Genomic DNA, 19,923 nt, shown 5'->3' on the forward strand with positions numbered 1-19,923 from the left:
TTCTGCCCCAACTGAAAACATTCATCACGTTTTACCGGATATACGGATTATTGGCTTTTTCATAACCAATAGACGTTTTGGGACCGTGTCCGGAGTACACCGTAACGTCATCCCCGAGCGGGAACAATTTGTTCTGAATCGAATCGTACAAGTCCCGTTCCCGCCCACCGGTCAGGTCTGTGCGGCCGACACCCTGACGGAATAATACATCCCCGGAGAACAAGTCCTTAACACACAAAAAGCTGACGCTTCCGGGTGAGTGCCCAGGTGTATGGAATACCTTGAATGTATGCCCGATCAGGTCCAATTGCTGACCTTCCGCCAAATCGTATTCGGCAGGCTCCGTCGAGATCGGCGGGGATGCCTCCGGCCACATCAAAGAGCCGTTTAATTTAGGGGATGCAAGCCAGTCCTGCTCCAAAGGGTGCAGATACACCGGACAGCCCTTCGCTTTGCGAATCTCATCTACTCCACCGATGTGATCAAAATGAGCATGGGTCAGCAAGATGGCTTCAATCTCCAGTGACTCAATGGCTCTCAGCAAAGGACCCGGATTCATACCAGGATCAATGATAACGGCTCGCTGCGGGTCATCCCCCTGAAGCAAATAGGCGTTCGTTTGGAGCGGGCCCAAATTAAAGCTGCGAATAGACAACGTCATATTTTAAAATCCCGAGATGAGCTCGCGCAATTCCTGAACAATCACAGGATGAACCTCGGTTCCCTCCCCATATTTCTCAGCCATTTCTTTACGGGCCACCGCAATTTTTTCCTGATAATCATCGGCTTCCCGATCCGGATTTTCACGTTTGAACCCGATCATAATTTGTTGGACATGCGCAGGACGTGGTCCCCAATGACCCAGTACATGGCCCCCTGTATCCGCAAAAATTACAATCGGCACAGCACGTCCGCCCATTGTCAGGAAGTTGTCCATCAGCGCCTGATGATTTTCCAAAATCAATACTTCAGTCGGAATCCCGCTATTCTCCAGCGCACGGAATACAACCGGCACGTTGCGAACTACATCTCCACACCAGTCGGCGGCCAAAATGAGTACACGCAGGTCGTCCCGATGGTTCAGGCTTTCAAAATACTCACGGTCCTCTTCACGGTTCCACACAAACTGATCATACCCGGAGCGGAAGGCTTCCTTGTTCTTTTCCATCCCCTCCATAAACTGTTCGGGGCTCAGACCTTTTCCAAAATATTGCGATACGTTAATACGACTCATGTTATACACTCCCTTTCTTGTTTTTGGACATAATCCATTTGATAACAAAATAAATGATCAAGAGCGCGAGGGCAACCAGCAAAATTGGTTTGATATAAGGTGCTGCCACTTCGTCAATCTGCTCCCACTTGTCTCCAAGCAGCATTCCTAAATATATAAACAGAACAGACCAAGGTATAACTGCCAGCGTCGTCAAAATAATAAAACGCCATACGCTCATGCGAGCCAGCCCGGCAGGAATTGAGATTGCGTGACGCACAACAGGGATAAAGCGGGCTGTGAAAATCACCCCTGTACCGTATTTGTTAAACCAGGCTTCGGCGTGGTCGACATGACTTTTCTTGATAAGTATGTATTTTCCGTACTTATCCAATACTGGTCTGCCGCCATAGCGTCCAATCCAGTAAATAAACAGTTGTGCCAGCACCCCGCCGATAGTTCCAAAAACAACCGCGCCAAAGAAGTTAATATGACCTGAGGACACTAAAAAACCGCCATAAGCGAGGACAATTTCACTTGGAATGACCTCAACCATCAAGCCTAGCATAATACCAAAATACCCAAGACTACGAATGATCTCAAACAAATAATTAATGATACTAGATATATGGTCCATTTTACTTCCCACTCCCTGCCTGTTCTCTATTTTCATTAGTGTATCACAGCGGCAGAACAAGTCGCCACTTCGCCCAAACAGGGAGGTGAGTGACCCCCGCTCTTCTGCCCGCATAAGTTGAGAGAGAGAGAGGAGGGGGTACGATATGCCTCCCGGCAAAATCCCCAAGCATAACAATCCGCAATCCCGTCTACCCACGGCTCGCGGTATCCGACGTGCATGCAGCAAAGAGCTGTACCGAACCTGTAAGCGTCTGCCCGTTCACATTGCTCCCGATCTGGTCAAGCAGGGCGAAGAGCTGTACTGCCGCAAGGTCGCCGAACACCTCATCTGGATTGCCGAAAACCACAGCAACCGCAGACTACTGTGCGACTGGTGGGATGAAGATGTCAGCGAGGAACTCGCAGCATTGTGGCAGGTGGATCGCGCCGTTTTGTGCACTGCCTTTAGAAGTGCCTTTGGCGGATAGTTCTGCGCATCCAAGGATATGCGAAGCAAGGGAAGCAACTCAATCTGTAACTGCAAACTGTAAATTGTGAATCACAATAAAAGTGGAGCCACTTCGCAGTGGCCCCACTTTTGCTATATCTCTATTCCTGTTTCTTTGTCTGCCCTGCTCCCTCGGGAAGCAGATCCGCACAGGCACGCTCCAAATAAGGATCAGCATGAATAAAATCCCGAAATGCCGTGTATTCACGCCATAAAACAGAACGTTCCCCTGCTTGGCCTTTGACGGCACGGATCAAAATATTTTTAGGCGTATGCTCCATGTCGATAAATTCCAGTAACTGTGTCCGGTATCCCATCATGTCCAGCAGCTTGGCCCGGATACCGTCTGTCGCCAGCGCTGAAAAGCGCTCCTTCAAAATACCATGGGAAAGCAATGGCTCCAGCACCGGATTTTCCAACTGGCTAAACAGCTCATGCTGGCAGCACGGAACCGACAGAATAACGGACGCTCCCCAGCGGACAGCTTTCTCCAGCGCAGCATCCGTTGCGGTATCACAGGCATGTAAAGTCACGACCATATCCACCTGCTCCAGCTCGTTATAGTCCGCAATATCACCGACCAAAAACTCCAATTGGCGGTATTGCAGCTTTTGAGCCAGAAGATTACAGGTTTCAATAACATCTGCCTTCAAATCCAGACCCACGATCTGCAAAGGTCGTTTTTGCTGTACTGCCAAATAATGATACAGCGCAAAGGTCAAATATGATTTGCCGCAGCCAAAATCCACAATGGTTAACGGGCGGCCTACGGGAAGGTTAGGCAGTACATCCTGCACCATTTCGAGAAAACGGTTGATTTGGCGGAACTTATCATACTTGCGGGCCAGTACCTTGCCGTCCTCATTCATGATCCCCAGTTCAATCAGAAAAGGAATCCGTTCACCTTCTTCCAGCACGTATTGCTTTTTGCGGTTATGTGACAGGTCGGCTGAGCTTTTGCTCGGTGATTTTGTCAAAATGGACACTTTATATTTTTTACTGATCAGCACCTGATAGTCCGCATTCTTCGCACACAAGAGCCCTTGACGGAACGTATCCTCAAACAAGGTAGTCATGCGCTCATTAGCTTCATCAGGGGTCAGGTTTTCATGAATGACCTTGTTGCTGTAATGAAAAGCAAACTGGTAATGCAGTTTGTTCTTCAATTCCACAGGCTTGATTTGCACTTTAGTAAAGGAAGCATCCTCCCGTTTGCGAAGCTGACTCAGCGTCGCGGTTATGAGGGACCCTCCTGTAGTTAGTTGGTATATAAGTTCACGCAGTGAATCCAAAAGGTACATCTCACTTTCTTCCATGTAGTTGGGTAATCTCGACCAGACCTTCGGTTACTTCCAGGCGTGAAAGTCCACCCCGTTGCAGCTCCGCATCCGTCTTATCCAGCAATTGAGTATAAAATGCCTCCGCATCCGGCAGCAGCTCCGGCTGCTCCCATGCCAGTCCGAACCAAACATCAGCGGCCTCGTCCAGTCTGTCCTCTCGTTCGTAATAAACAGCCAGCAGCTTGCTTGTTTCGGCTGGCAGCTCATATTCCTGAACCAAATTGACGATACACGCAATTCGCTCAGGCAGAACCTGGATGTCACGGGTCGCACCATTCACATCACTGTACAAATATAGATGAAGGGATTTTATCAAGATTCGTATGCCCTCGTCTGTTCTGTCGGTTTCCAGGTAAATAGCGGCTTCTTCTTCCAAAATGCGAGCCACCTGCTGAAGCTTGTCCGCTTCAATACCGGGGCCCAGTCGGAAAAGCTCTATAATTTGTTCCGGCGGCAATCGTCTGAGCAAATCTGAACGAAGGCGAAACTGCTTGTTAAGCAGGTCATCCAGTTGTTTCAGCGCTTCGACGTGTTTATTTTCACGCCTTAGACCAAGCACCGATGCTACTGCCGATGTCATTTCTTCCATCATACTGAGCAAATAATCTTTTCTGAGCAAGCCGTTCCCTTCTTTCCATCCCGATGCCTCGACAACCAGGAACTATTTCACTTCTGATTGTAAGTCATCCTTGTGCAAAAGCCAAATGGCTCGGTCAAGACGGAAACCGTTTGGTAACAATCAAAATCAATTTAAAACGCCAAAAAACCGGCCCCCCTCTGTATTGGTACCAGATGGTTCCGGTTTTTTGGCTTTGTTGTTCAAGTTTACTGCTGGATGTTTTGTTGTAAAAATGCCAAGATGGCATGTACCAGTTGTTCCGGCGCTTCGAACAGACTCATATGACCAGCTTCAGGTATTGTGACCTGAGTGACCCCGGCCCGATCTGTCGTAAACGTCCGGGCGGGAGGAATCGCCTGATCCTGCTCCCCCGCCACTAACAGAGTGGGCAAGGTGGAAGCCGACAGCACGTCACGGCGGTCAGAACGCTCACGCATCGCCAAAGATGTGCCTACGGCTCCTTGTGGCGGCGTTTTATAACCGATTTCTTTGACCTTGAGCACCTGATCCGAAAAGGACTCTACGTGTTGTGGAGCAAAAAGTCCGGGAACGAGTCCATCTACAAATGCGGTGATTCCCTCTGTTTGAATGGTGGATACGGCCTTGTTCCGTTTTTCTTTTCCTTCCTCTGTATCCGCATAGGCGGTGGAGTGAATCAGCCCGAAGGCTGTAAGTCGCTCGGGATGGCGCTGTACCGCAGAAAGCGTCAAATAGCCCCCGAGGGAATGGCCGAACCAGGCAGCCTGTGGAATGTCCAGTTGCTCTTGAAGCTTAAGCACATCATTCGCCATTTGATCAATCGTGTAGGCTCCAAGCGGAGCATCGCTACGTCCATGACCACGCAAGTCCGGAACAATGCAGCGATAGCTTTGGGACAGCAATGGAACAACCTTATCCCAATAGGAGGAGCTTCCACAAAATCCGTGCAGCAGGATGATGGGCTCTCCTTTTCCCTGTTCGGCATAGCAGATTGTCGTTCCTTCACATAGTACCTTTTCCATGTTGAACCCTTCTTTCTCTGTATATAATCTATTGGAGCGAATATATTATGATTTGAACATGCTGATGTATATTATTAAGCAGACCATCAATATCTGAAACGATAGCTCTCTGGAAATTCTTGCGAATCTGCTCTTAAACCAAACCCGCAAGCCGCAGCATGGGCTATATGTGTAGCCATCGTCATGACGAGATGCAGTGATGTCATTTGCAATGTCCAGTAGGGTTTGGGACTGCGCTCGTTCACAATGGCAGCGACGCTGTAATCTCCGACAGACGGCAGTGCCAGTCCGACCGAACGTGCCGGAGTCAGCGGTTCACGGGCAACGAGAAACATCCCCGCCGAGCCTTGCTGCCCCAGACAAGCGTCGATGGCAATCACATGATGGTCCTCGGGAATACGCTTCAAATACGAAACCAGATGATCCGCGTCGCACGGCTCAGTCATGGTGCCTATCACATGTGGAAAGCCCTGTTCCATAAGCATGGTGCCGACCAGCGGTCCCAGTGAATCGCCTGACGAACGATCCGTGCCGATACAAACAAAGGTCAGCTTATTCACCTCATGAAGAGAATGAATTTCCCGAAAAAACGGTACGAGCCCTTTGCGATCTGTTTTTTCCGCATTACTGTCTAAAGGAGAGCGCCCAGATACGGAAGCCCGATTATACAAAGACACCTTCGTCCATCCTCCTTGATCCGGCCGTTGACCGATAATCTGACTTTCAGTACATTCTACAACAAAAACATGGTACAATACAGGCAACTTCCCCTGATTATGAAAGGATGGAACATTAACAATGGATTTGTCTGTACCGTCTCATGCCAACATTGAACATATGATTGAAGGCATCAAAACCAAGCTTCGTATGGCGAGTGGCGCTGCTATGCAGTCCTCCGCTTTCTCTCTGGAGCAATACGAGGATCTCCGTGATGTCTATGATATGGTGATAAACAAGCCTAATCTGAGTATTTCAGAAGTCGAGGCCATCGTCTCCGAGCTGGGCAGATTACGTAACCCCTCCTGATCAGAAGACGGATGCTCACCGTTTAGCTTACTTACAGCCTAACATCTTGGGTGACACTGTTCATGGTAGTGCCTCCCGTAAATAAAACTCGTATCTCCGTTCGCATTAACAGACGCGTAACGGGATACGAGCTTTATTTTTATCCATCTCTTATGCGTTTCTTCGCAGATGCCTTTAAGGTAAATCCGCCAACACCAGTTCAGACACATCCTCATTCCCTGTAGCTTGTAATTTTAAATGACAGCTTTTGTGGATTCGTGCGGCATCACCGGGTCCCAACTGAAAATTGCCATCCTGGCAAGTAACCTCCACATGACCACTAACAACGTAAATATGAGTCCGCCGTTCCTCCTGCTGAGGTAAATCAAGCTGTTGACCTTTTTCCAATCTGCTGAGATACAGATTTACATCCTGAGCGATGGACAGTGTTCCTTCAAGTCCTGATCCAGATATGGCGGGCTGTAAGTGATTTAGACGCTCGCTGTGTTTGAAGTTTTGCACCTGATAAGAAGGCTGAATACCGGGGTTCTCTGGCAAAAACCACATTTGCAAAAAACGAACCGGCTTCTCGTCCCTTGTATTTCGCTCCTCGTGTTCAATCCCTGTGCCTGCACTAAGAACCTGAATCGTGCCGCTTTTTAAATCCTGTTCATGACCCAGACTGTCACTATGGTGCAGTTGGCCTTCAATCACGTAGGTGACAATTTCCAGATCATGATGCGGATGTCTTTTGAAGCCCTGCTGCGGTTTAAGCTCATTGTCATTATGGGCCAGCATACAGCCGAAATGCGCGTTGCTCGGATCTTCATAATCCGCAAATGAAAAGCTAAACTCACTATGGATCCACCCTTTATTTGAGGTATGCCTCTCTGCCGATGTCACTATTTTAATCATATCTAACACCTCCATGGATTCCAGTTCCGCAAAGCAGCCCTTACTTCATTTTTCCTAAGCCACTTCCGGCCCGGCATTGCAAACGCTGTGATACGATCCTTTTACCCTTGGCTTATAAGGGTTAATCAGAGCGGTGTTCCGGTCAGGTTTTGCCCTCAGGTTCAATATTGGTTAAGTTTATAGTACGAAAAGATAAATTGATGTACACAGCCATAAGGAGGAGATTCTCTACATATGTGGTCCCAAGAACCTCACACATTCCATTTTTTTTCATACTATTTACGTCGCAGTCTGTACGCGTCCATCGTCATGATTGGCGTTTTGCTTCTTATTGCCTACACTGCTCGATGGATCGGTACAGCTCCTTTTCTATATTGGGATGAACGCATTCAGGCTGCAATCTTTCCAGACACAACGGCGGCTCATCACAAGCTTCTGCCTGTCGCTGTATTCATTACGTCTTTCGGTTCCTTCCGTGTCTCATTACTCACTGCCCTGGGTATTGCCACCTTGTGCTGGGTATATCTCCGTTCGAGAGCTTATGTCTTTGCAGTAATAAGCAGCTTTACGGCGATGTGGGTGTTGAACACGCTCATTAAAGAAATTTTGCAACGGCAGCGCCCAGCACTTCAGCATTTGGTAGAAGTCGGCGGCTATAGTTTTCCCAGCGGGCACGCCATGATTTCCATGGGATTTTACGGTATGGTTTTTGCCATTTGGGCGATAGAACGAAAAATTCATGAGCGCTCTATCTTCCTTCCCTGCGTTCTTGGCGCACTTTTGATTCTCCTGATCGGGCTAAGCCGGGTCTATCTGGGGGTTCACTTTCCAACTGACATCGTGGGTGGTTATATCGCCGGAATCATTTGGCTGGTGTTTACCGTTCCTGTTATCTATCGGCGAGCATAGCTGCCGTGTTCTTTGTTTTCATCGACTCCCGGTTCGTAAGTGGCTTGAGACGTTTTTTTGTTTCACACGGAGTTACGGCGTTTATATACGAAGTAAGCAACATAACGCAGCACTTTAAACTTATCACTCACAAAAAGCGTTATGATTCTGTTAGACAGACGTTTCTGCTAAACTGAAGATTAAGGGGGCGATCCTTGTGTGGGGAATTGTATTAAGTATTGTAATGGCTATTATTATTGGATTGATTGGCGACGCGCTCGCTGGCCATGAAATGCCTGGGGGTATCGCAGGCTCTATGATCGCCGGATTTGTAGGAGCTTGGCTTGGTGCCACGCTGCTGGGAAACTGGGGTCCGGTCATCGGTGATTTTGCAGTCATTCCGGCCATACTTGGAACCGCATTATTTGTGTTCCTGCTCGGACTTGTGTCCAGGCTTTTAAGAAGGGCTACCTAACATTTATATATATTTTTTATTCTATAAGAGGAGTGATATGACATGAGTAACATTGATAATCAAAATACGGTAGGTAATACTTCAAGCTTTGCAAAGGGTCTATTCATCGGAGGTTTGATTGGTGCTGCGGCAGCCCTACTATTCGCGCCGAAGCCAGGCCGCGATTTGCGTAGCGATTTGTCTGATAAAATTACGGTTGTTTCCGATAAAACAAAAGATGTTGCATCCGTAGTGAGCAGCAAAGCAACAGATCTGGCTAAAACCGTTTCCTCCAAGACAGCAGATGTAGCCAAAACGGTAGCCGAGAGCAAAGACAACATCGTATCCAGTGTAACCAAAGCTTCTGCCGATGTCGCTGATGAAGCGGCCAAAGCGGATAAAGAGGTTATGGATGCAACGGCTCAGGCTGCCAAGGAAACGCAAAAACAATTAAACGCGACTTCCTAATGACAGGGAATTCTGTTTACAACAAGAATAGACCTTAAAACACTGAACAGCCAGCATGCACGAAGCTGGCTGTTTTTTAGATGACAGAAAGGCAGGGATGACGATGAGCAAGCTAAACTCGTATGGAGATGATCTTAGCGTAAACAACAAACGGACCTTTCATCCCCGGCAGGGTCAGGATGAATCCAGGGATTTTGACGTGGATGAGCATCCTTTTGAATTGCGTCATGAAGTGAAACGGCTTAATACCCGTTTAGATCAAATAGCCGACATGCTGGAAAAAGTAGAATTTCGCGATGTACTAGAAACCTATTCCAATCCCAAAAAAAGAATCATCAGTAACCTGACCGCAGGCATTGCAAGGGGTCTTGGCCTTACGCTGGGGACGGTTGTCATACTCGCGCTACTCGCTTGGCTGCTCAGCTTCCTTGTACAACTGAATCTTCCGATCATCGGAGATTTCATTGCCGAGCTGCTAAGCTATATCAAAATGAGCCAAGGCGGAAATTAGACAGCAAAACGATCCATAGTAACCAGAGGTTCGTGCGTACACGCAACCCATTACTATGGATCGTTTTGATCTGTACATTTTGGATGACTGCGCTAGAGCTTGTTGCGCTTGTTAGCTTTCAGCAAATCTCCTGTCCATCCCTTCATCATCAGCCAGCCGTACATCCCCACCATACTTAACAGGGTCGCCGCAATCACGGCCGTAAAACCCCAGCCTGTTTTGATCCATGGCAGATTCTCGAAGTTCATGCCCCAAATGGCGCCCACTACAGTGGCCGGTGTAAATACAGCCGTTACAATGGTGAGCGTCTTCGTAATCTCAGTTCCCCTGAATGCTGAAATGGCATCGTCAATGGAGATCAGCGTGTCAATTTCCTTTTCATAATGCCGGAACAGCCCTTCCATTCGATTGACACGGTGAAGCAGTTGCTTGAAAAAGCGATTTTCCTCCAGTTCATCAAGATATGCCTCCCGGGAAGCCGTCACCAGCTCTGAAAAAGGAATGAACATATTGCTCCAATACAGCAGCTCAAAACGCGCATTCAATATAGAATCCATCAGCGTCCGGGCATTTCTTTTCTCCATACCCTCTTCCAGTTTTCTGAGGTTAATCTCGAATTTGTCCATTCCCGTATGAAAATAATGAAGAACGGCCCTCGCCAGCACAAACATTCCATCAGCCGCACTTTCACATCGGTCAAGCATTTTTTGACGTTCAACCGTGTGCATGATTTCGCGGGTATTCTGATCCAGGTTTAAGGTTACTAATTTCTGGTCCAGCACGAGAAAATAGAACTTGTTACAATCGCGTTGACTGTTGATTTCCTCCTGAATGGAATAGATTAGCGAGCCGCATATCAAAGGTTGATCGCCATCCGGAAAGCGTACAGAAATAAAACTGGACGGGATATCCTCTACCTTGTCCAGCCATTCCTGAGCGTCCGGGAGCTTATCCTTTAGCTCTTGTATGACGGGGGACTGCCAGCCTGTAGCGCTGATGTCCCACCATTCCCACCCTCCGCGAAAGGAGGAAATCTGTTCAAATGCTGTCGTGGATTTCACCCTTCCTCCCCCTCCTTTTCCGCTTTAAAAAAGGACACGCTTCCCTGATGGAATGGCGTGTCCTTACGATGTGACGTCCAGTAATCGAAACCATGAAGGCCGTCTTCCTATCATGAGATAGAAGAATTAGACATGATTTGTTTCAGCTTCTCGGTTGCCCGCTTCTGGATGCGGGATACACTCATCTGCGATACGCCCAAGGTCTGCGCAATCGCACGTTGAGATTGACCATCCTGAAATGCCAGAAGAAGCACCTTCTGTTCCTGCTCTTTCAGTTGGCTTAGGGCTTGCTGTAAATCCATTCGTTTTTCCACAGTGTCATAGTCGTTGGCATCTGAGCTGATAAGCTCGCCTAACGTAGCCGCACTCTCCTCCTGGGATAAAGGGGAATCCAGTGACACATAATGGTAGCACTCACGACCTGCGAGCACTTCGATCGTTTCCTCTACGGTAAGGTCCAAATACTCCGCAATCTCGTTCACATTCGGCGAACGTTCCAGTTTGACGGTTAGTTCGTCGATAGCATGCTGAACGAGCGCACCCTTTTCCTTGATGCGGCGAGGAACCTGAATGTACCAGGATTTGTCGCGCAAATAATTTTTCATATGTCCCAGCATACTTTTCATAGCATACGGTTCAAAGGGGATTCCCAAGCTGATATCGTATTGCTGAAGCAGACGTATCAAAGCCATCTGACCGGTTTGGTATAAATCCTCGTATAAGTCCGGGCGGTTACGGGAGATTTTCCCGGCAGCCATCTTGACCATTGGCTCATACTTGCGGATTAGCACGGTAGCAATCTCGTTATCTTTGGTTTGCTGGTACTCCCAGATTAGACCAACGGCTTCATCCATCGACTCCGGGGGAGTTACCTTTTCATTCATACTTTTTCCTCGCTTCTGACCAGACGCTTTACAAGCACGACTTCCGTGCCTTTTCCAGTCTCATTCAAGATATGGACATCGTCCATAAGCGCCTGCATGAGATAGAATCCCAGTCCGCCTACCTGCGCATCATTCAGCTCTTTGTCATGCAAGGATGCAAGTCGGGACGGGTTCTCCATTCGTTCAAAGCTCTCCCCTTCATCTTTGACACGGATGGACAACGAAGCTTCGTCAAATTCGAATGTTACTTCCACCACTCCGCCTTCATGACCGTAAGCATAAAGAACAGAGTTATTACAGGCTTCAGATACAGCCACTTTCATGTCTTCTATATCCTCGTAAGAGAATCCCATTTTCGCGGCAATTCCGTACAAATTTAATCTTACAATATCGACAAAGTCAGCAGTTGCCGGCAAATTAAGAACTACTTTTTGAATTTGAGCATTCATTTCTTTTTCTTTCCTTTCCTATTGGGAATTCTCCTGGGGGACAAAGAATTTGGCAATACCGGTCATATCAAACAGTTTTTGAATTTGAGGGGGTACCTCCTGAACGGCAAACCGGGACTCCATCCCATGCCTTGCCTTCAAAATAGATAACAAAATACCGATACCTGTACTGTCAATGTATTTAAGCTCTTTTAAGTTAATAATCAAGTCCTGGCCGGATTTCCCCACCAAAGGCTCCATCACCAGACGAAAATCAGGTGCCACCGAAAGATCCAGCTCTCCGCTAAGATACACGGTATTTACTCCATCGTTTGTTTCAGTAATCGCATTGAACTTCTCATTTTTATTAGTATTCATAGGCCAACTCTCCCGAAAAAAGATTTCCTTACATACTAACCCATTATACGATCGCTTGAATCACCGCATGATGCTTTCTGCACCTTCCAAATGTCACCATCTACACATCAGGCTACGCCTCGTGAATTTGGTCTTTGCCTGATTGCATTGGAAAATGATCCGGAGAATGCCGCAGTAGAGCCTGTTTTACACTGCTGATTTTCACGGGTTTGCTAATATAATCGTTCATTCCGGCTTCAATACATCGGGGCTGAATACCATCCATCACATTCGCTGTCATGGCGATAATAGCAGGCTGTGACCTTCCCGCCAATTGTTCACGCACCTTGCCCGTACACTCTAATCCGTCCATCACAGGCATTTGCAGGTCCATGAAGATATAGTCATAATCCTGGTTAGCCATGACCATATCAAGCGCCTGCTGCCCGTCTGCTGCCACATCCGAAGCCAAACCGAGCTTATCCAGTATATTGACCATCAGCTTCTGGTTAATCGGATGGTCATCCACGACCAGTACAGGTTTACGGCTTGAGGAGTTCTGATGGAGAATTTCCCATTCGTGACTGGACTCTCCCTCCAGTTCATTTTCCTGAGCAAAGCCAAGCTTCGTTGTAAAATGGAATGTTACCCCTTGCTCTCCACTTGTATCCACACGGATATCGCCGCCCATCATGTTCACCAATGTTTTGCAAATAGCGAGTCCTAAACCGGTTCCACCATATTTGCGCGTCATCGAAGAATCAAGCTGGGAAAAGGGCTGAAACAGCCTTCCAACCTTGGCTGGCTCAATACCAATGCCTGTATCCTTCACGGAAAATTCAACGGTAAGTCCTTCGTCGCTACGCTCTTTGACCGATGCAAAGACATATACACCACCACGATCTGTAAATTTGACGGCATTGGATACCAGATTAATGAGAACCTGACGCAGTCTTCCCATATCACCGTATAACACTGGCGGTAGCTGCTCATCCAGAAAATAATCCATCTCCAGATTCTTTCGATTTACTTCCACCGTAAACAGGCTGAAAACTTCCTTGATACAGGAAACCAGATCAAACGGATATTCCTCTATCTCCATTTTGCCTGACTCCAGCTTGGTAAAATCCAGAATATCGTTAATGACCGCTACGAGCGCATCTGCACTGCGGCGGATGATATCGGCATATTCCTGCTGATCGCTTTGCAGCTCTGTTTCCATCAACAGGTCAATCATGCCAATCACACCGTTCATAGGTGTCCGAATTTCATGGCTCATCATAGCCAGGAACTCCGTTTTGGCATTGGCTGCGATTTCGGCTGCCTCCTTGGCGGCAATCAGTTCGCTATTCATCTTCTCCAGCTCATGCGTCTTCTGATGAAGCAGCATGGACTGTGTTTTCAGGCGTTTGTTGGTCAGATACATTTGCACAAAGCCTTCAATTTTGGACTTGAGAATTTGAGGGATGAATGGCTTCACCATATAATCAATACCACCCGCTGAATAACCGGCAAACAAATGCTCCGCTTCCTTACTGTTAGCGGAAATGAAGATGATCGGAATATCTTTCGTCTTCTCTCTGGCCTTAATCAGCTTTGCAGTCTCAATTCCATCCATACCCGGCATTTGCACATCAAGGACTACCAGTGCGAATTCATCTTTTAACAGACATCGCAGTGCTTCTTCCCCGGATGTTGCCTTTACCAAATTATATTGTTCACTCTCCAGCACCGCTTCAAGAGCGAGCAGGTTCTCAGGTCTGTCATCTACCAGCAGTATATGAATCGGTTCATGAAGCCCCATGGGATCCTCCTAAGCATCTCTATTTTATCTTCCGGTATATTTTTTCTACCCGGTCCAGCGGCTCGTAGGAATCACTATAATCGGTAAAATGTATGGATTCCTTGGCCCCAAGCACCAATACGCCAAAATGGCTCAAGCTATCATAAAACAACCCGTGTACATGGTTGCGAAGTTCATCGTTAAAATAAATCATGACATTCCGGCAAAAAATAACGTTGAACTCGTTAAAGGACCGGTCTGTCGCCAAGTTGTGCTCCGCAAAAATAATGTTTTTACGTAAAAAAGGATGAAACATCACTGAATCATACTTGGCTGTGTAATATTCGGAGAACGATTGCGTACCTCCTGACTCCAAATAATTTTTGGTATACAGCTTCATTCGATCAATCCCGTATACGCCTTCCTTCGCCTGCTGTAAAGACAGGTTATTCATATCCGTCGCATAAATACGGGCTTTATCATATAAGCCTTCCTCATGCAGCATGATCGCCATCGAGTATACTTCCTCACCTGTCGAGCAGCCTGCATGCCATATTCGAATATACGGATATGTCCGTAAAATCGGTATTATTTTCCGCCTGAAATTCAGAAACAGCTCAGGATCACGGAACATCTCGGTCACTGGAATCGAAAGGCTTTGCACCAGTCTGTCGAAGGCGCTGCGATCATGCAGCACCTTCTCCAGAAGCCCTGATATCGTGCTAACATTCTCGGACTGTGCATGATAATAAATACGCCGCTTGATCGAAGGCAGAGCGTAGTTACGAAAATCGTAGCCGTACAGCCGATGAATGCCTTCCAGCAACAGCTCAATCTCAATCATTTCCCGCTCCGTTTCATTCGATTTCAGTTCAATAGCAGCATTATCCGCCGTATCCTTTGATGTCATAATCTCTCTCCAATTCCTGAATAGGTTTTCCAGTACCGCTCCAATCATGTGTTGATTTATATTACCCATTTTTTCGGGCTACGAATACAGCCATACCCGCATTAATGACAAAAGCTGTTCGGTTTGAATCGGCTTCTTCACATAATCGGAAGCGCCTGCCTCAATACACTTGGAACGATCATCCTTCATAGCCTTGGCTGTGAGGGCAATAATAGGCAGCTTCTCGAATTGCGGCATCAGCCGAATTCGCCGCATGGCTTCATATCCGTCCATTTCCGGCATCATCATATCCATCAGCACCAGATCAAAATCAGGTGTCTGTTCCAGCATTTCCAGCGCTTCTCTACCATTTTCCGCAAAGGTAACCTCCATGCGGTAACTTTCCAACACACTGGACAGGGCGAATACGTTCCGGATATCATCATCCACCAACAATATTTTTTTACCTTCAAACAATTCTTCCTTGTTATATAGCTTCTGCAAAATTTTACGTTTGTCCTCAGGGAGATTCGCTTCGACACGATGCAGGAACAGGGTCGTTTCATCCAAAAGCCGTTCGGGCGATTTGACATCCTTAATAATAATGGACTCCGCAAATTTGCGCAGTTGCGTTTCTTCTTTGCTGTCCAGGTCTTTACCCGTATAAATAATAATCGGCAGATCGGTCAGTTCCTCATTGTCCCGAATGCGGTCGAGCAATTCAAAGCCTGTCATATCGTTAAGCATAAGATCCAGCACCATACAGTCATATCGCTGTACCCCCAGCTCATTCAGTGCTTCTTGCCCGGTGGACACCGCCGTAATAGCAACATCGTCATGGTCAATCAGCTCAATAATGGATTTACGCTGATTCTCGTCGTCCTCGACCACGAGAAGACGTTTCACCATTTTATCTGTATATGATTTAATATGTGAAAATGCCTTATCCAGACTTTCCTTTGAAGATGGCTTTTTGAGATAGGCAATCGCACCCATCATCAAGCCTTGCTTCACATCGTCGATGACCGAAATAACATGTACCGGAATATGCCGTGTAAATGAATTTCCTTTCAGCTCGCCCAAAATGGACCAGCCATCCATAACAGGCAATTGAATATCCATAATAATGGCGTCCGGCAAATAGGATCTGGCCATGTCCAGCCCATCGTCTCCCTGTAGAGCGATAAGTGCCTTAAAGTCACGGCTACGAGCCATATCGTACAGGATTTTAGCGAATTTAACATCATCCTCTATGATCAGTAATACCTTATCCTTCGAGGCAATCTCGTTCCGGTCGTCGCCTGGGTGCACGATGTTCTCCGATTTTTCCTTTGAAGGCATCTGATACATAGGCAACTGCTCAGCGGGAACAAGCATAGGAGAATTCGACTCTGCGGATGCTGCCACACCACCAGTATCCAGTTCCGCGCCCGATTGCGACTCCGCACCCTCTGTTGTTTGCGTTTGTTCCGGCAGATACAACGTGAAGCAACTGCCCTGCCCCTGCTCGGATTCTACTGTAATGACACCTCCCAGTAATCTTGAAAGCTCGCGGCTGATCGACAAGCCAAGTCCGGTTCCACCGTATTTACGGCTGGTTGTTCCATCTACCTGCTGGAAAGCCTCAAAAATGAGATCCGTTTTATCCGAAGCAATGCCGATGCCCGTATCATGTACAGACAAGGCCAGATAGGATTTATGCGGATTTAGAAAGCCAGGAAGCTGGTCACCAGTTGCCCTTGAAACACTAAAACAAACAGATCCCTCTGTCGTAAACTTGAATGCATTGGACAATAAATTGCGTAAAATTTGTTTAAGACGATACCCGTCACTGATAATGGCTTCCGGCAAGTTTTCTTCTATCTCGGTATGAAGTTGAAGTTCACGCTTGGCTGCGACTGGAGCAAAATTTTGCTCCACAAACATCTCCAGTTCTTTCAGATTGACGGCTTCATGGTTAATATCCATTTTCCCGGCGTCCACTTTGGATAAATCCAGAATTTCATCAATCATTTTCAGTAAATCTGCGCCTGACATATAAATGGTCTGTGCATATTCAACCTGCTTGGGCTTAAGATTGCCGTCCTTGTTCTCAGACAGAAGCTGGGATAGAATGAGCAAGCTATTCAGCGGAGTACGCAGTTCATGCGACATATTCGCCAAAAACTCGGATTTGTATTTGCTCGTGATGCCCAACTGCATCGCCTGCTGCTCCAACTGGCCACGCGCACGTTCGATCTCGTCGTTCTTTTCTTCCCCTTCCCGAACCTGCTCTTCCAGCGCTCTCGTCTTGGCTATCAGTTCGGTGTTAAAATGCTCCAGTTCCTCCTGCTGACGCTGTAGCAATTCTTCAGAACGTTTAAGCTCCTCCGTCTGCTCCTCCAAATTTTCGTTAGAACGCTTGAGCTCCTCTTGCTGGGTTTGAAGTTCCTCGGACTGGCACTGCAATTCCTCGGTCAACGCCTGCGATTCGCGCAGCAGTTGCTCTACCCGCATCCGTCCCTTAATGTTGTTCAAAATGATCCCCAAGCTCTCGACTAATTGAGCAAATAGCTTCGTTTCCAGATCACTAAAGCGGTCCAGCGACGCTACTTCCACAGCACCGATACAATCGTCCTCGAACAAAATAGGGAAAATCATAATTCCCACCGGCTTACTCGCCCCCAATGCGGAGCCGACGGACAAGTATCCATCAGGAGCTTCTGTAATCAGGATCGGCTTACGATCCTGAACACTTTGTCCAAGCAAGCCTTCGCCAACATGGATAACGTCCTTGATCGAATCTTCACCAGACTCCTTCGCATAGGAGCCGTACAGCTTAAATTGGGCATCCTCCACTTCCTTGCCTTGCAAATAAATCGCTCCGTAGCTGCCTCCCAAAATGGGCGTAAACTCACTGATAAACATCTGTGCGACCTGCTCCAGTGAATTCACGCCTCGGAACAGCTCTGTTACTCGTGCCGTGTTGGCATTAAGCCAGGCTTGATCTTTCTGCGTCTGAAGAACGGAATGCTCAAATTTGCGTTTTTCCTCCAGGTCTCCAGCCATTTGTTGAAATACGCGGGCAACCTCCCCAATCTCGTCCTTGGAGGCTACATTCATTCGGCTGATCGCCCTGTATTTTCCTTTGCCAAAGCCGTTAATCATGAGGTTAACGATATTCAGGCCCTTCGCAATACTTGGAAGCACCCACAAAATAACCAATAACCCCATAAGCAGACCGGCGACCATCAGAATTGTGGTAATCTGTACGGATTCCTGATAAGCCTGGTTGGCTTGCTCCATATCATGATCGATTTCCCGATCCTGAAAAACGGCAAGTGTAGAAACACTGTCCAGCGCCTCCTGTTGAGCAGGTAACCCCGTACTATTACGGAATGCATTCGCTTCCTCAATACGGTCTTGATTCAACAAGGAAATCAGCCTTTGCTCATAGCTCAGGAAGTCCTTCCAGGCGGCCGCTACCCGATCCACTTGCTGCTGCTCCTCACTGGTTCCAGAACCGGATTCCAGTTGTTCCAGCACCTTAGTTCCGGAAGCGGTAATACCATCAAGCTCGCGTTTGGCCTCACTGACAGAGGCTCCCGGATTCAGGATCAGATTAGCCATAACCTTCGCCATATCGTTCACCTGACCGCGAATGGCCGTCGTTTTTCGGACCTTCATATAGCGGTCCTGGTAAACCTGATTTAGCTGCTCATTCAGACTCCCCATTCGATCATAGCTGATTAGCGTCAGCACAAGGAGGATCGCCATTAGCGACCCAAAGCCGATCAGCAGTTTATTTCTGATTTTCATGCAAGCTCTCTCCCTCTTTCAATGAAATCCAGATCAGGCACTTATCATCATCGCGATCCTGCGGTGCTTCTTTACGAAAAAAAGCATCCAGCATCGCTTCTTCATTCCATTCCTCATGCTTGCGCAGACATGCGGTCAAATACTCCAGTTGCTCTTCATATTCGCCCTCTACAGCCTCCAGCAAGCCATCGGTATACAGAGCGATATGCCCCGTTCCTTCATAATGGATCGTGTGCATCTCCGCATCAATTTTATCAAACAAACCTACTGGACTGCATGCACGGTCAAATTTGGTGATGCTGCCATCTTGGCTGAACAATAAGCCGGGCGGATGCCCTGCATTCACATAATCAATCCGCCGAGAACGGGTATCAATGACCATATAAATCGCCGTAAAATAATACTGTACGAGCTGCTTTCCCAAATCCAGTTGGTTAAAGCGACGATTCAGCTCCTGAATCACCTTTTCCGGCTCTACGTAGGTGGTCACGGTATCCTTGAGCACAGATGCAATGAACATGCAGAACAGTGAAGAAGAGATGCCATGACCCATCATATCCAGCAAAATGATCGCATATCTTCCTTCCCCGAGCGGATACCAGGAATACAAGTCTCCCGCCAGTTCAAAGGAAGGCTGATACAGGGCATTGACTTGCAGTACAGGATCTTGGATGGCAGGACTAAGCACCGCCTGCTGTACCATCGCGGCCAGCTTCAGTTCGTCCTGAATCCGCTGGTCCCGATCTTTATGCCAGTCCTTTTCCTGCTTGAGACGCAAGGCAAGCCGTATTCTGGCCATTAATTCTACCTTATTAATAGGCTTGGTGACATAATCGACGGCCCCCACGTCCAGCGCCTGTGCCAGTTTCTTGGAATCGCCTACAGCAGTTACCATAATGATGGGTATATCTTTCAGATGCTCGTATTCCTGCACGATGCTGCAAGCTTCAATACCATCCATTTCAGGCATCATCATATCCAGCAGAACCAAATCAATATCGGAAGGTCGGGGGCGCAGACTAATGGTACGGTCGCCGATCCCCAAATGCTCTAACATTTCTGCGGCTGAGCTGGCAGAGATAACATCCCTATAATTTTCTTTCTTTAATATTTCACGAATAATAATGACATTGGTCGGATTATCGTCAACAATTAGGATTCTCATTTCTCTCTCCTTATCTGT

22 protein-coding genes are annotated in these 19,923 nt (G+C 47.5%); 6 read left to right on the plus strand and 16 right to left on the minus strand.

From position 1 onward, the window contains the following. Positions 1–31 precede the first annotated feature (31 nt). The 3 genes from ACWXW9_RS09415 to uptA are packed head-to-tail and all read right to left on the minus strand — an operon-like array spanning position 32 to position 1,850. On the minus strand, positions 32–661 hold the full coding sequence (locus ACWXW9_RS09415) for an MBL fold metallo-hydrolase (protein ID WP_494929184.1): 630 nt from the start codon (positions 659–661) through the stop codon (positions 32–34). 3 nt (positions 662–664) lie between these two features. Then, positions 665–1,234: a thioredoxin family protein gene (locus ACWXW9_RS09420; protein WP_494929185.1), complete on the minus strand. Its 570-nt coding sequence runs from the start codon at positions 1,232–1,234 to the stop codon at positions 665–667. Between the two features lies 1 nt (position 1,235). After that, positions 1,236–1,850: an undecaprenyl phosphate transporter UptA gene (uptA, locus tag ACWXW9_RS09425; protein WP_494929186.1), complete on the minus strand. Its 615-nt coding sequence runs from the start codon at positions 1,848–1,850 to the stop codon at positions 1,236–1,238. Positions 1,851–1,995: 145 nt separating this feature from the next. Here uptA and ACWXW9_RS09430 point away from each other — a divergent pair, with 145 nt between their 5' ends. Further along, entirely contained in the window at positions 1,996–2,319 is a 324-nt protein-coding gene (locus ACWXW9_RS09430; protein ID WP_494929187.1) for a dehydrogenase, read from the plus strand. Positions 2,320–2,440: 121 nt separating this feature from the next. Here the strand turns inward: ACWXW9_RS09430 and ACWXW9_RS09435 are convergent, their stop codons facing one another. The 4 genes from ACWXW9_RS09435 to yyaC form a co-directional block, all read right to left on the minus strand. Further along, complete coding sequence (locus tag ACWXW9_RS09435) at positions 2,441–3,655, minus strand: class I SAM-dependent methyltransferase (protein ID WP_494929188.1); 1,215 nt, start codon at positions 3,653–3,655, stop codon at positions 2,441–2,443. After that, positions 3,642–4,298 carry a DUF6483 family protein gene (locus ACWXW9_RS09440; protein ID WP_494929189.1) on the minus strand — a complete coding sequence of 219 codons (657 nt, stop codon included), beginning with the start codon at positions 4,296–4,298 and terminating at the stop codon, positions 3,642–3,644. The genes ACWXW9_RS09435 and ACWXW9_RS09440 overlap by 14 nt, the downstream gene beginning before the upstream one ends. Positions 4,299–4,504: 206 nt before the next feature. Beyond that, the gene (locus ACWXW9_RS09445) at positions 4,505–5,299 is read right to left on the minus strand and encodes an alpha/beta fold hydrolase (protein ID WP_494929190.1); all 795 of its coding nucleotides are present in this window, start codon (positions 5,297–5,299) and stop codon (positions 4,505–4,507) included. Between the two features lie 86 nt (positions 5,300–5,385). Continuing rightward, entirely contained in the window at positions 5,386–5,976 is a 591-nt protein-coding gene (yyaC, locus tag ACWXW9_RS09450; RefSeq protein WP_494929191.1) for a spore protease YyaC, read from the minus strand. A 121-nt stretch (positions 5,977–6,097) separates the two neighbouring features. Here yyaC and ACWXW9_RS09455 point away from each other — a divergent pair, with 121 nt between their 5' ends. Further along, positions 6,098–6,325 (plus strand): DUF1128 domain-containing protein, encoded by a 228-nt coding sequence (locus tag ACWXW9_RS09455; protein WP_044644451.1) that lies wholly within the window; start codon positions 6,098–6,100, stop codon positions 6,323–6,325. A gap of 174 nt (positions 6,326–6,499) precedes the next feature. Here ACWXW9_RS09455 and ACWXW9_RS09460 read toward each other — a convergent pair whose 3' ends face one another. Beyond that, a complete protein-coding gene (locus ACWXW9_RS09460) occupies positions 6,500–7,219 on the minus strand; it encodes a pirin family protein (protein ID WP_494929192.1) in 720 nt (239 codons plus the stop codon). A 234-nt stretch (positions 7,220–7,453) separates the two neighbouring features. Between ACWXW9_RS09460 and ACWXW9_RS09465 the strand changes: the two genes are divergently transcribed. The 4 genes from ACWXW9_RS09465 (at position 7,454) to ACWXW9_RS09480 (ending at position 9,540) form a co-directional block, all read left to right on the plus strand. Further along, positions 7,454–8,128 carry a phosphatase PAP2 family protein gene (locus ACWXW9_RS09465; protein WP_494929193.1) on the plus strand — a complete coding sequence of 225 codons (675 nt, stop codon included), beginning with the start codon at positions 7,454–7,456 and terminating at the stop codon, positions 8,126–8,128. A gap of 196 nt (positions 8,129–8,324) precedes the next feature. After that, complete coding sequence (locus tag ACWXW9_RS09470; protein WP_134912704.1) at positions 8,325–8,582, plus strand: GlsB/YeaQ/YmgE family stress response membrane protein; 258 nt, start codon at positions 8,325–8,327, stop codon at positions 8,580–8,582. A 42-nt stretch (positions 8,583–8,624) separates the two neighbouring features. Continuing rightward, entirely contained in the window at positions 8,625–9,029 is a 405-nt protein-coding gene (locus ACWXW9_RS09475) for a YtxH domain-containing protein (RefSeq protein ID WP_494929194.1), read from the plus strand. Between the two features lie 97 nt (positions 9,030–9,126). Next, positions 9,127–9,540 carry a DUF5665 domain-containing protein gene (locus ACWXW9_RS09480; protein WP_494929354.1) on the plus strand — a complete coding sequence of 138 codons (414 nt, stop codon included), beginning with the start codon at positions 9,127–9,129 and terminating at the stop codon, positions 9,538–9,540. Positions 9,541–9,632: 92 nt separating this feature from the next. Here the strand turns inward: ACWXW9_RS09480 and ACWXW9_RS09485 are convergent, their stop codons facing one another. From ACWXW9_RS09485 to ACWXW9_RS09520, 8 genes are all read right to left on the minus strand, one after another. Next, the gene (locus tag ACWXW9_RS09485; protein ID WP_494929195.1) at positions 9,633–10,601 is read right to left on the minus strand and encodes a magnesium transporter CorA family protein; all 969 of its coding nucleotides are present in this window, start codon (positions 10,599–10,601) and stop codon (positions 9,633–9,635) included. A gap of 110 nt (positions 10,602–10,711) precedes the next feature. After that, a complete protein-coding gene (locus ACWXW9_RS09490) occupies positions 10,712–11,485 on the minus strand; it encodes a sigma-70 family RNA polymerase sigma factor (protein ID WP_014278091.1) in 774 nt (257 codons plus the stop codon). After that, positions 11,482–11,934, minus strand: a complete 453-nt coding sequence (rsbW, locus tag ACWXW9_RS09495) for an anti-sigma B factor RsbW (RefSeq protein ID WP_044644457.1) — start codon at positions 11,932–11,934, stop codon at positions 11,482–11,484. Before rsbW ends, ACWXW9_RS09490 begins: the two co-directional genes overlap by 4 nt. Before the next feature lie 18 nt (positions 11,935–11,952). Next, the gene (locus ACWXW9_RS09500; protein ID WP_494929196.1) at positions 11,953–12,291 is read right to left on the minus strand and encodes an STAS domain-containing protein; all 339 of its coding nucleotides are present in this window, start codon (positions 12,289–12,291) and stop codon (positions 11,953–11,955) included. Between the two features lie 112 nt (positions 12,292–12,403). Further along, positions 12,404–14,074: a response regulator gene (locus tag ACWXW9_RS09505; RefSeq protein WP_494929197.1), complete on the minus strand. Its 1,671-nt coding sequence runs from the start codon at positions 14,072–14,074 to the stop codon at positions 12,404–12,406. 19 nt (positions 14,075–14,093) lie between these two features. Then, positions 14,094–14,963 carry a CheR family methyltransferase gene (locus ACWXW9_RS09510; protein ID WP_494929198.1) on the minus strand — a complete coding sequence of 290 codons (870 nt, stop codon included), beginning with the start codon at positions 14,961–14,963 and terminating at the stop codon, positions 14,094–14,096. Between the two features lie 78 nt (positions 14,964–15,041). After that, the gene (locus tag ACWXW9_RS09515) at positions 15,042–18,740 is read right to left on the minus strand and encodes a response regulator (protein ID WP_494929199.1); all 3,699 of its coding nucleotides are present in this window, start codon (positions 18,738–18,740) and stop codon (positions 15,042–15,044) included. Continuing rightward, positions 18,724–19,905, minus strand: a complete 1,182-nt coding sequence (locus tag ACWXW9_RS09520; protein WP_494929200.1) for a PP2C family protein-serine/threonine phosphatase — start codon at positions 19,903–19,905, stop codon at positions 18,724–18,726. The genes ACWXW9_RS09515 and ACWXW9_RS09520 overlap by 17 nt, the downstream gene beginning before the upstream one ends. Between the last annotated feature and the right edge of the window lie 18 nt (positions 19,906–19,923).

Source organism: Paenibacillus sp. LT-B23 (assembly GCF_059417685.1).

Coding starts and splice junctions, on each gene's coding strand:
- ACWXW9_RS09415 (WP_494929184.1), bottom strand. CDS start 661: ATGACGTTGTCTATTCGCAGCTTTAATTTGGGCCCGCTCCAAACGAAC.
- ACWXW9_RS09420 (WP_494929185.1), bottom strand. CDS start 1,234: ATGAGTCGTATTAACGTATCGCAATATTTTGGAAAAGGTCTGAGCCCC.
- uptA (WP_494929186.1), bottom strand. CDS start 1,850: ATGGACCATATATCTAGTATCATTAATTATTTGTTTGAGATCATTCGT.
- ACWXW9_RS09430 (WP_494929187.1), top strand. CDS start 1,996: ATGCCTCCCGGCAAAATCCCCAAGCATAACAATCCGCAATCCCGTCTA.
- ACWXW9_RS09435 (WP_494929188.1), bottom strand. CDS start 3,655: ATGGAAGAAAGTGAGATGTACCTTTTGGATTCACTGCGTGAACTTATA.
- ACWXW9_RS09445 (WP_494929190.1), bottom strand. CDS start 5,299: ATGGAAAAGGTACTATGTGAAGGAACGACAATCTGCTATGCCGAACAG.
- ACWXW9_RS09455 (WP_044644451.1), top strand. CDS start 6,098: ATGGATTTGTCTGTACCGTCTCATGCCAACATTGAACATATGATTGAA.
- ACWXW9_RS09460 (WP_494929192.1), bottom strand. CDS start 7,219: ATGATTAAAATAGTGACATCGGCAGAGAGGCATACCTCAAATAAAGGG.
- ACWXW9_RS09465 (WP_494929193.1), top strand. CDS start 7,454: ATGTGGTCCCAAGAACCTCACACATTCCATTTTTTTTCATACTATTTA.
- ACWXW9_RS09475 (WP_494929194.1), top strand. CDS start 8,625: ATGAGTAACATTGATAATCAAAATACGGTAGGTAATACTTCAAGCTTT.
- ACWXW9_RS09480 (WP_494929354.1), top strand. CDS start 9,127: ATGACGATGAGCAAGCTAAACTCGTATGGAGATGATCTTAGCGTAAAC.
- ACWXW9_RS09490 (WP_014278091.1), bottom strand. CDS start 11,485: ATGAATGAAAAGGTAACTCCCCCGGAGTCGATGGATGAAGCCGTTGGT.
- rsbW (WP_044644457.1), bottom strand. CDS start 11,934: ATGAATGCTCAAATTCAAAAAGTAGTTCTTAATTTGCCGGCAACTGCT.
- ACWXW9_RS09500 (WP_494929196.1), bottom strand. CDS start 12,291: ATGAATACTAATAAAAATGAGAAGTTCAATGCGATTACTGAAACAAAC.
- ACWXW9_RS09505 (WP_494929197.1), bottom strand. CDS start 14,074: ATGGGGCTTCATGAACCGATTCATATACTGCTGGTAGATGACAGACCT.
- ACWXW9_RS09510 (WP_494929198.1), bottom strand. CDS start 14,963: ATGACATCAAAGGATACGGCGGATAATGCTGCTATTGAACTGAAATCG.
- ACWXW9_RS09515 (WP_494929199.1), bottom strand. CDS start 18,740: ATGAAAATCAGAAATAAACTGCTGATCGGCTTTGGGTCGCTAATGGCG.
- ACWXW9_RS09520 (WP_494929200.1), bottom strand. CDS start 19,905: ATGAGAATCCTAATTGTTGACGATAATCCGACCAATGTCATTATTATT.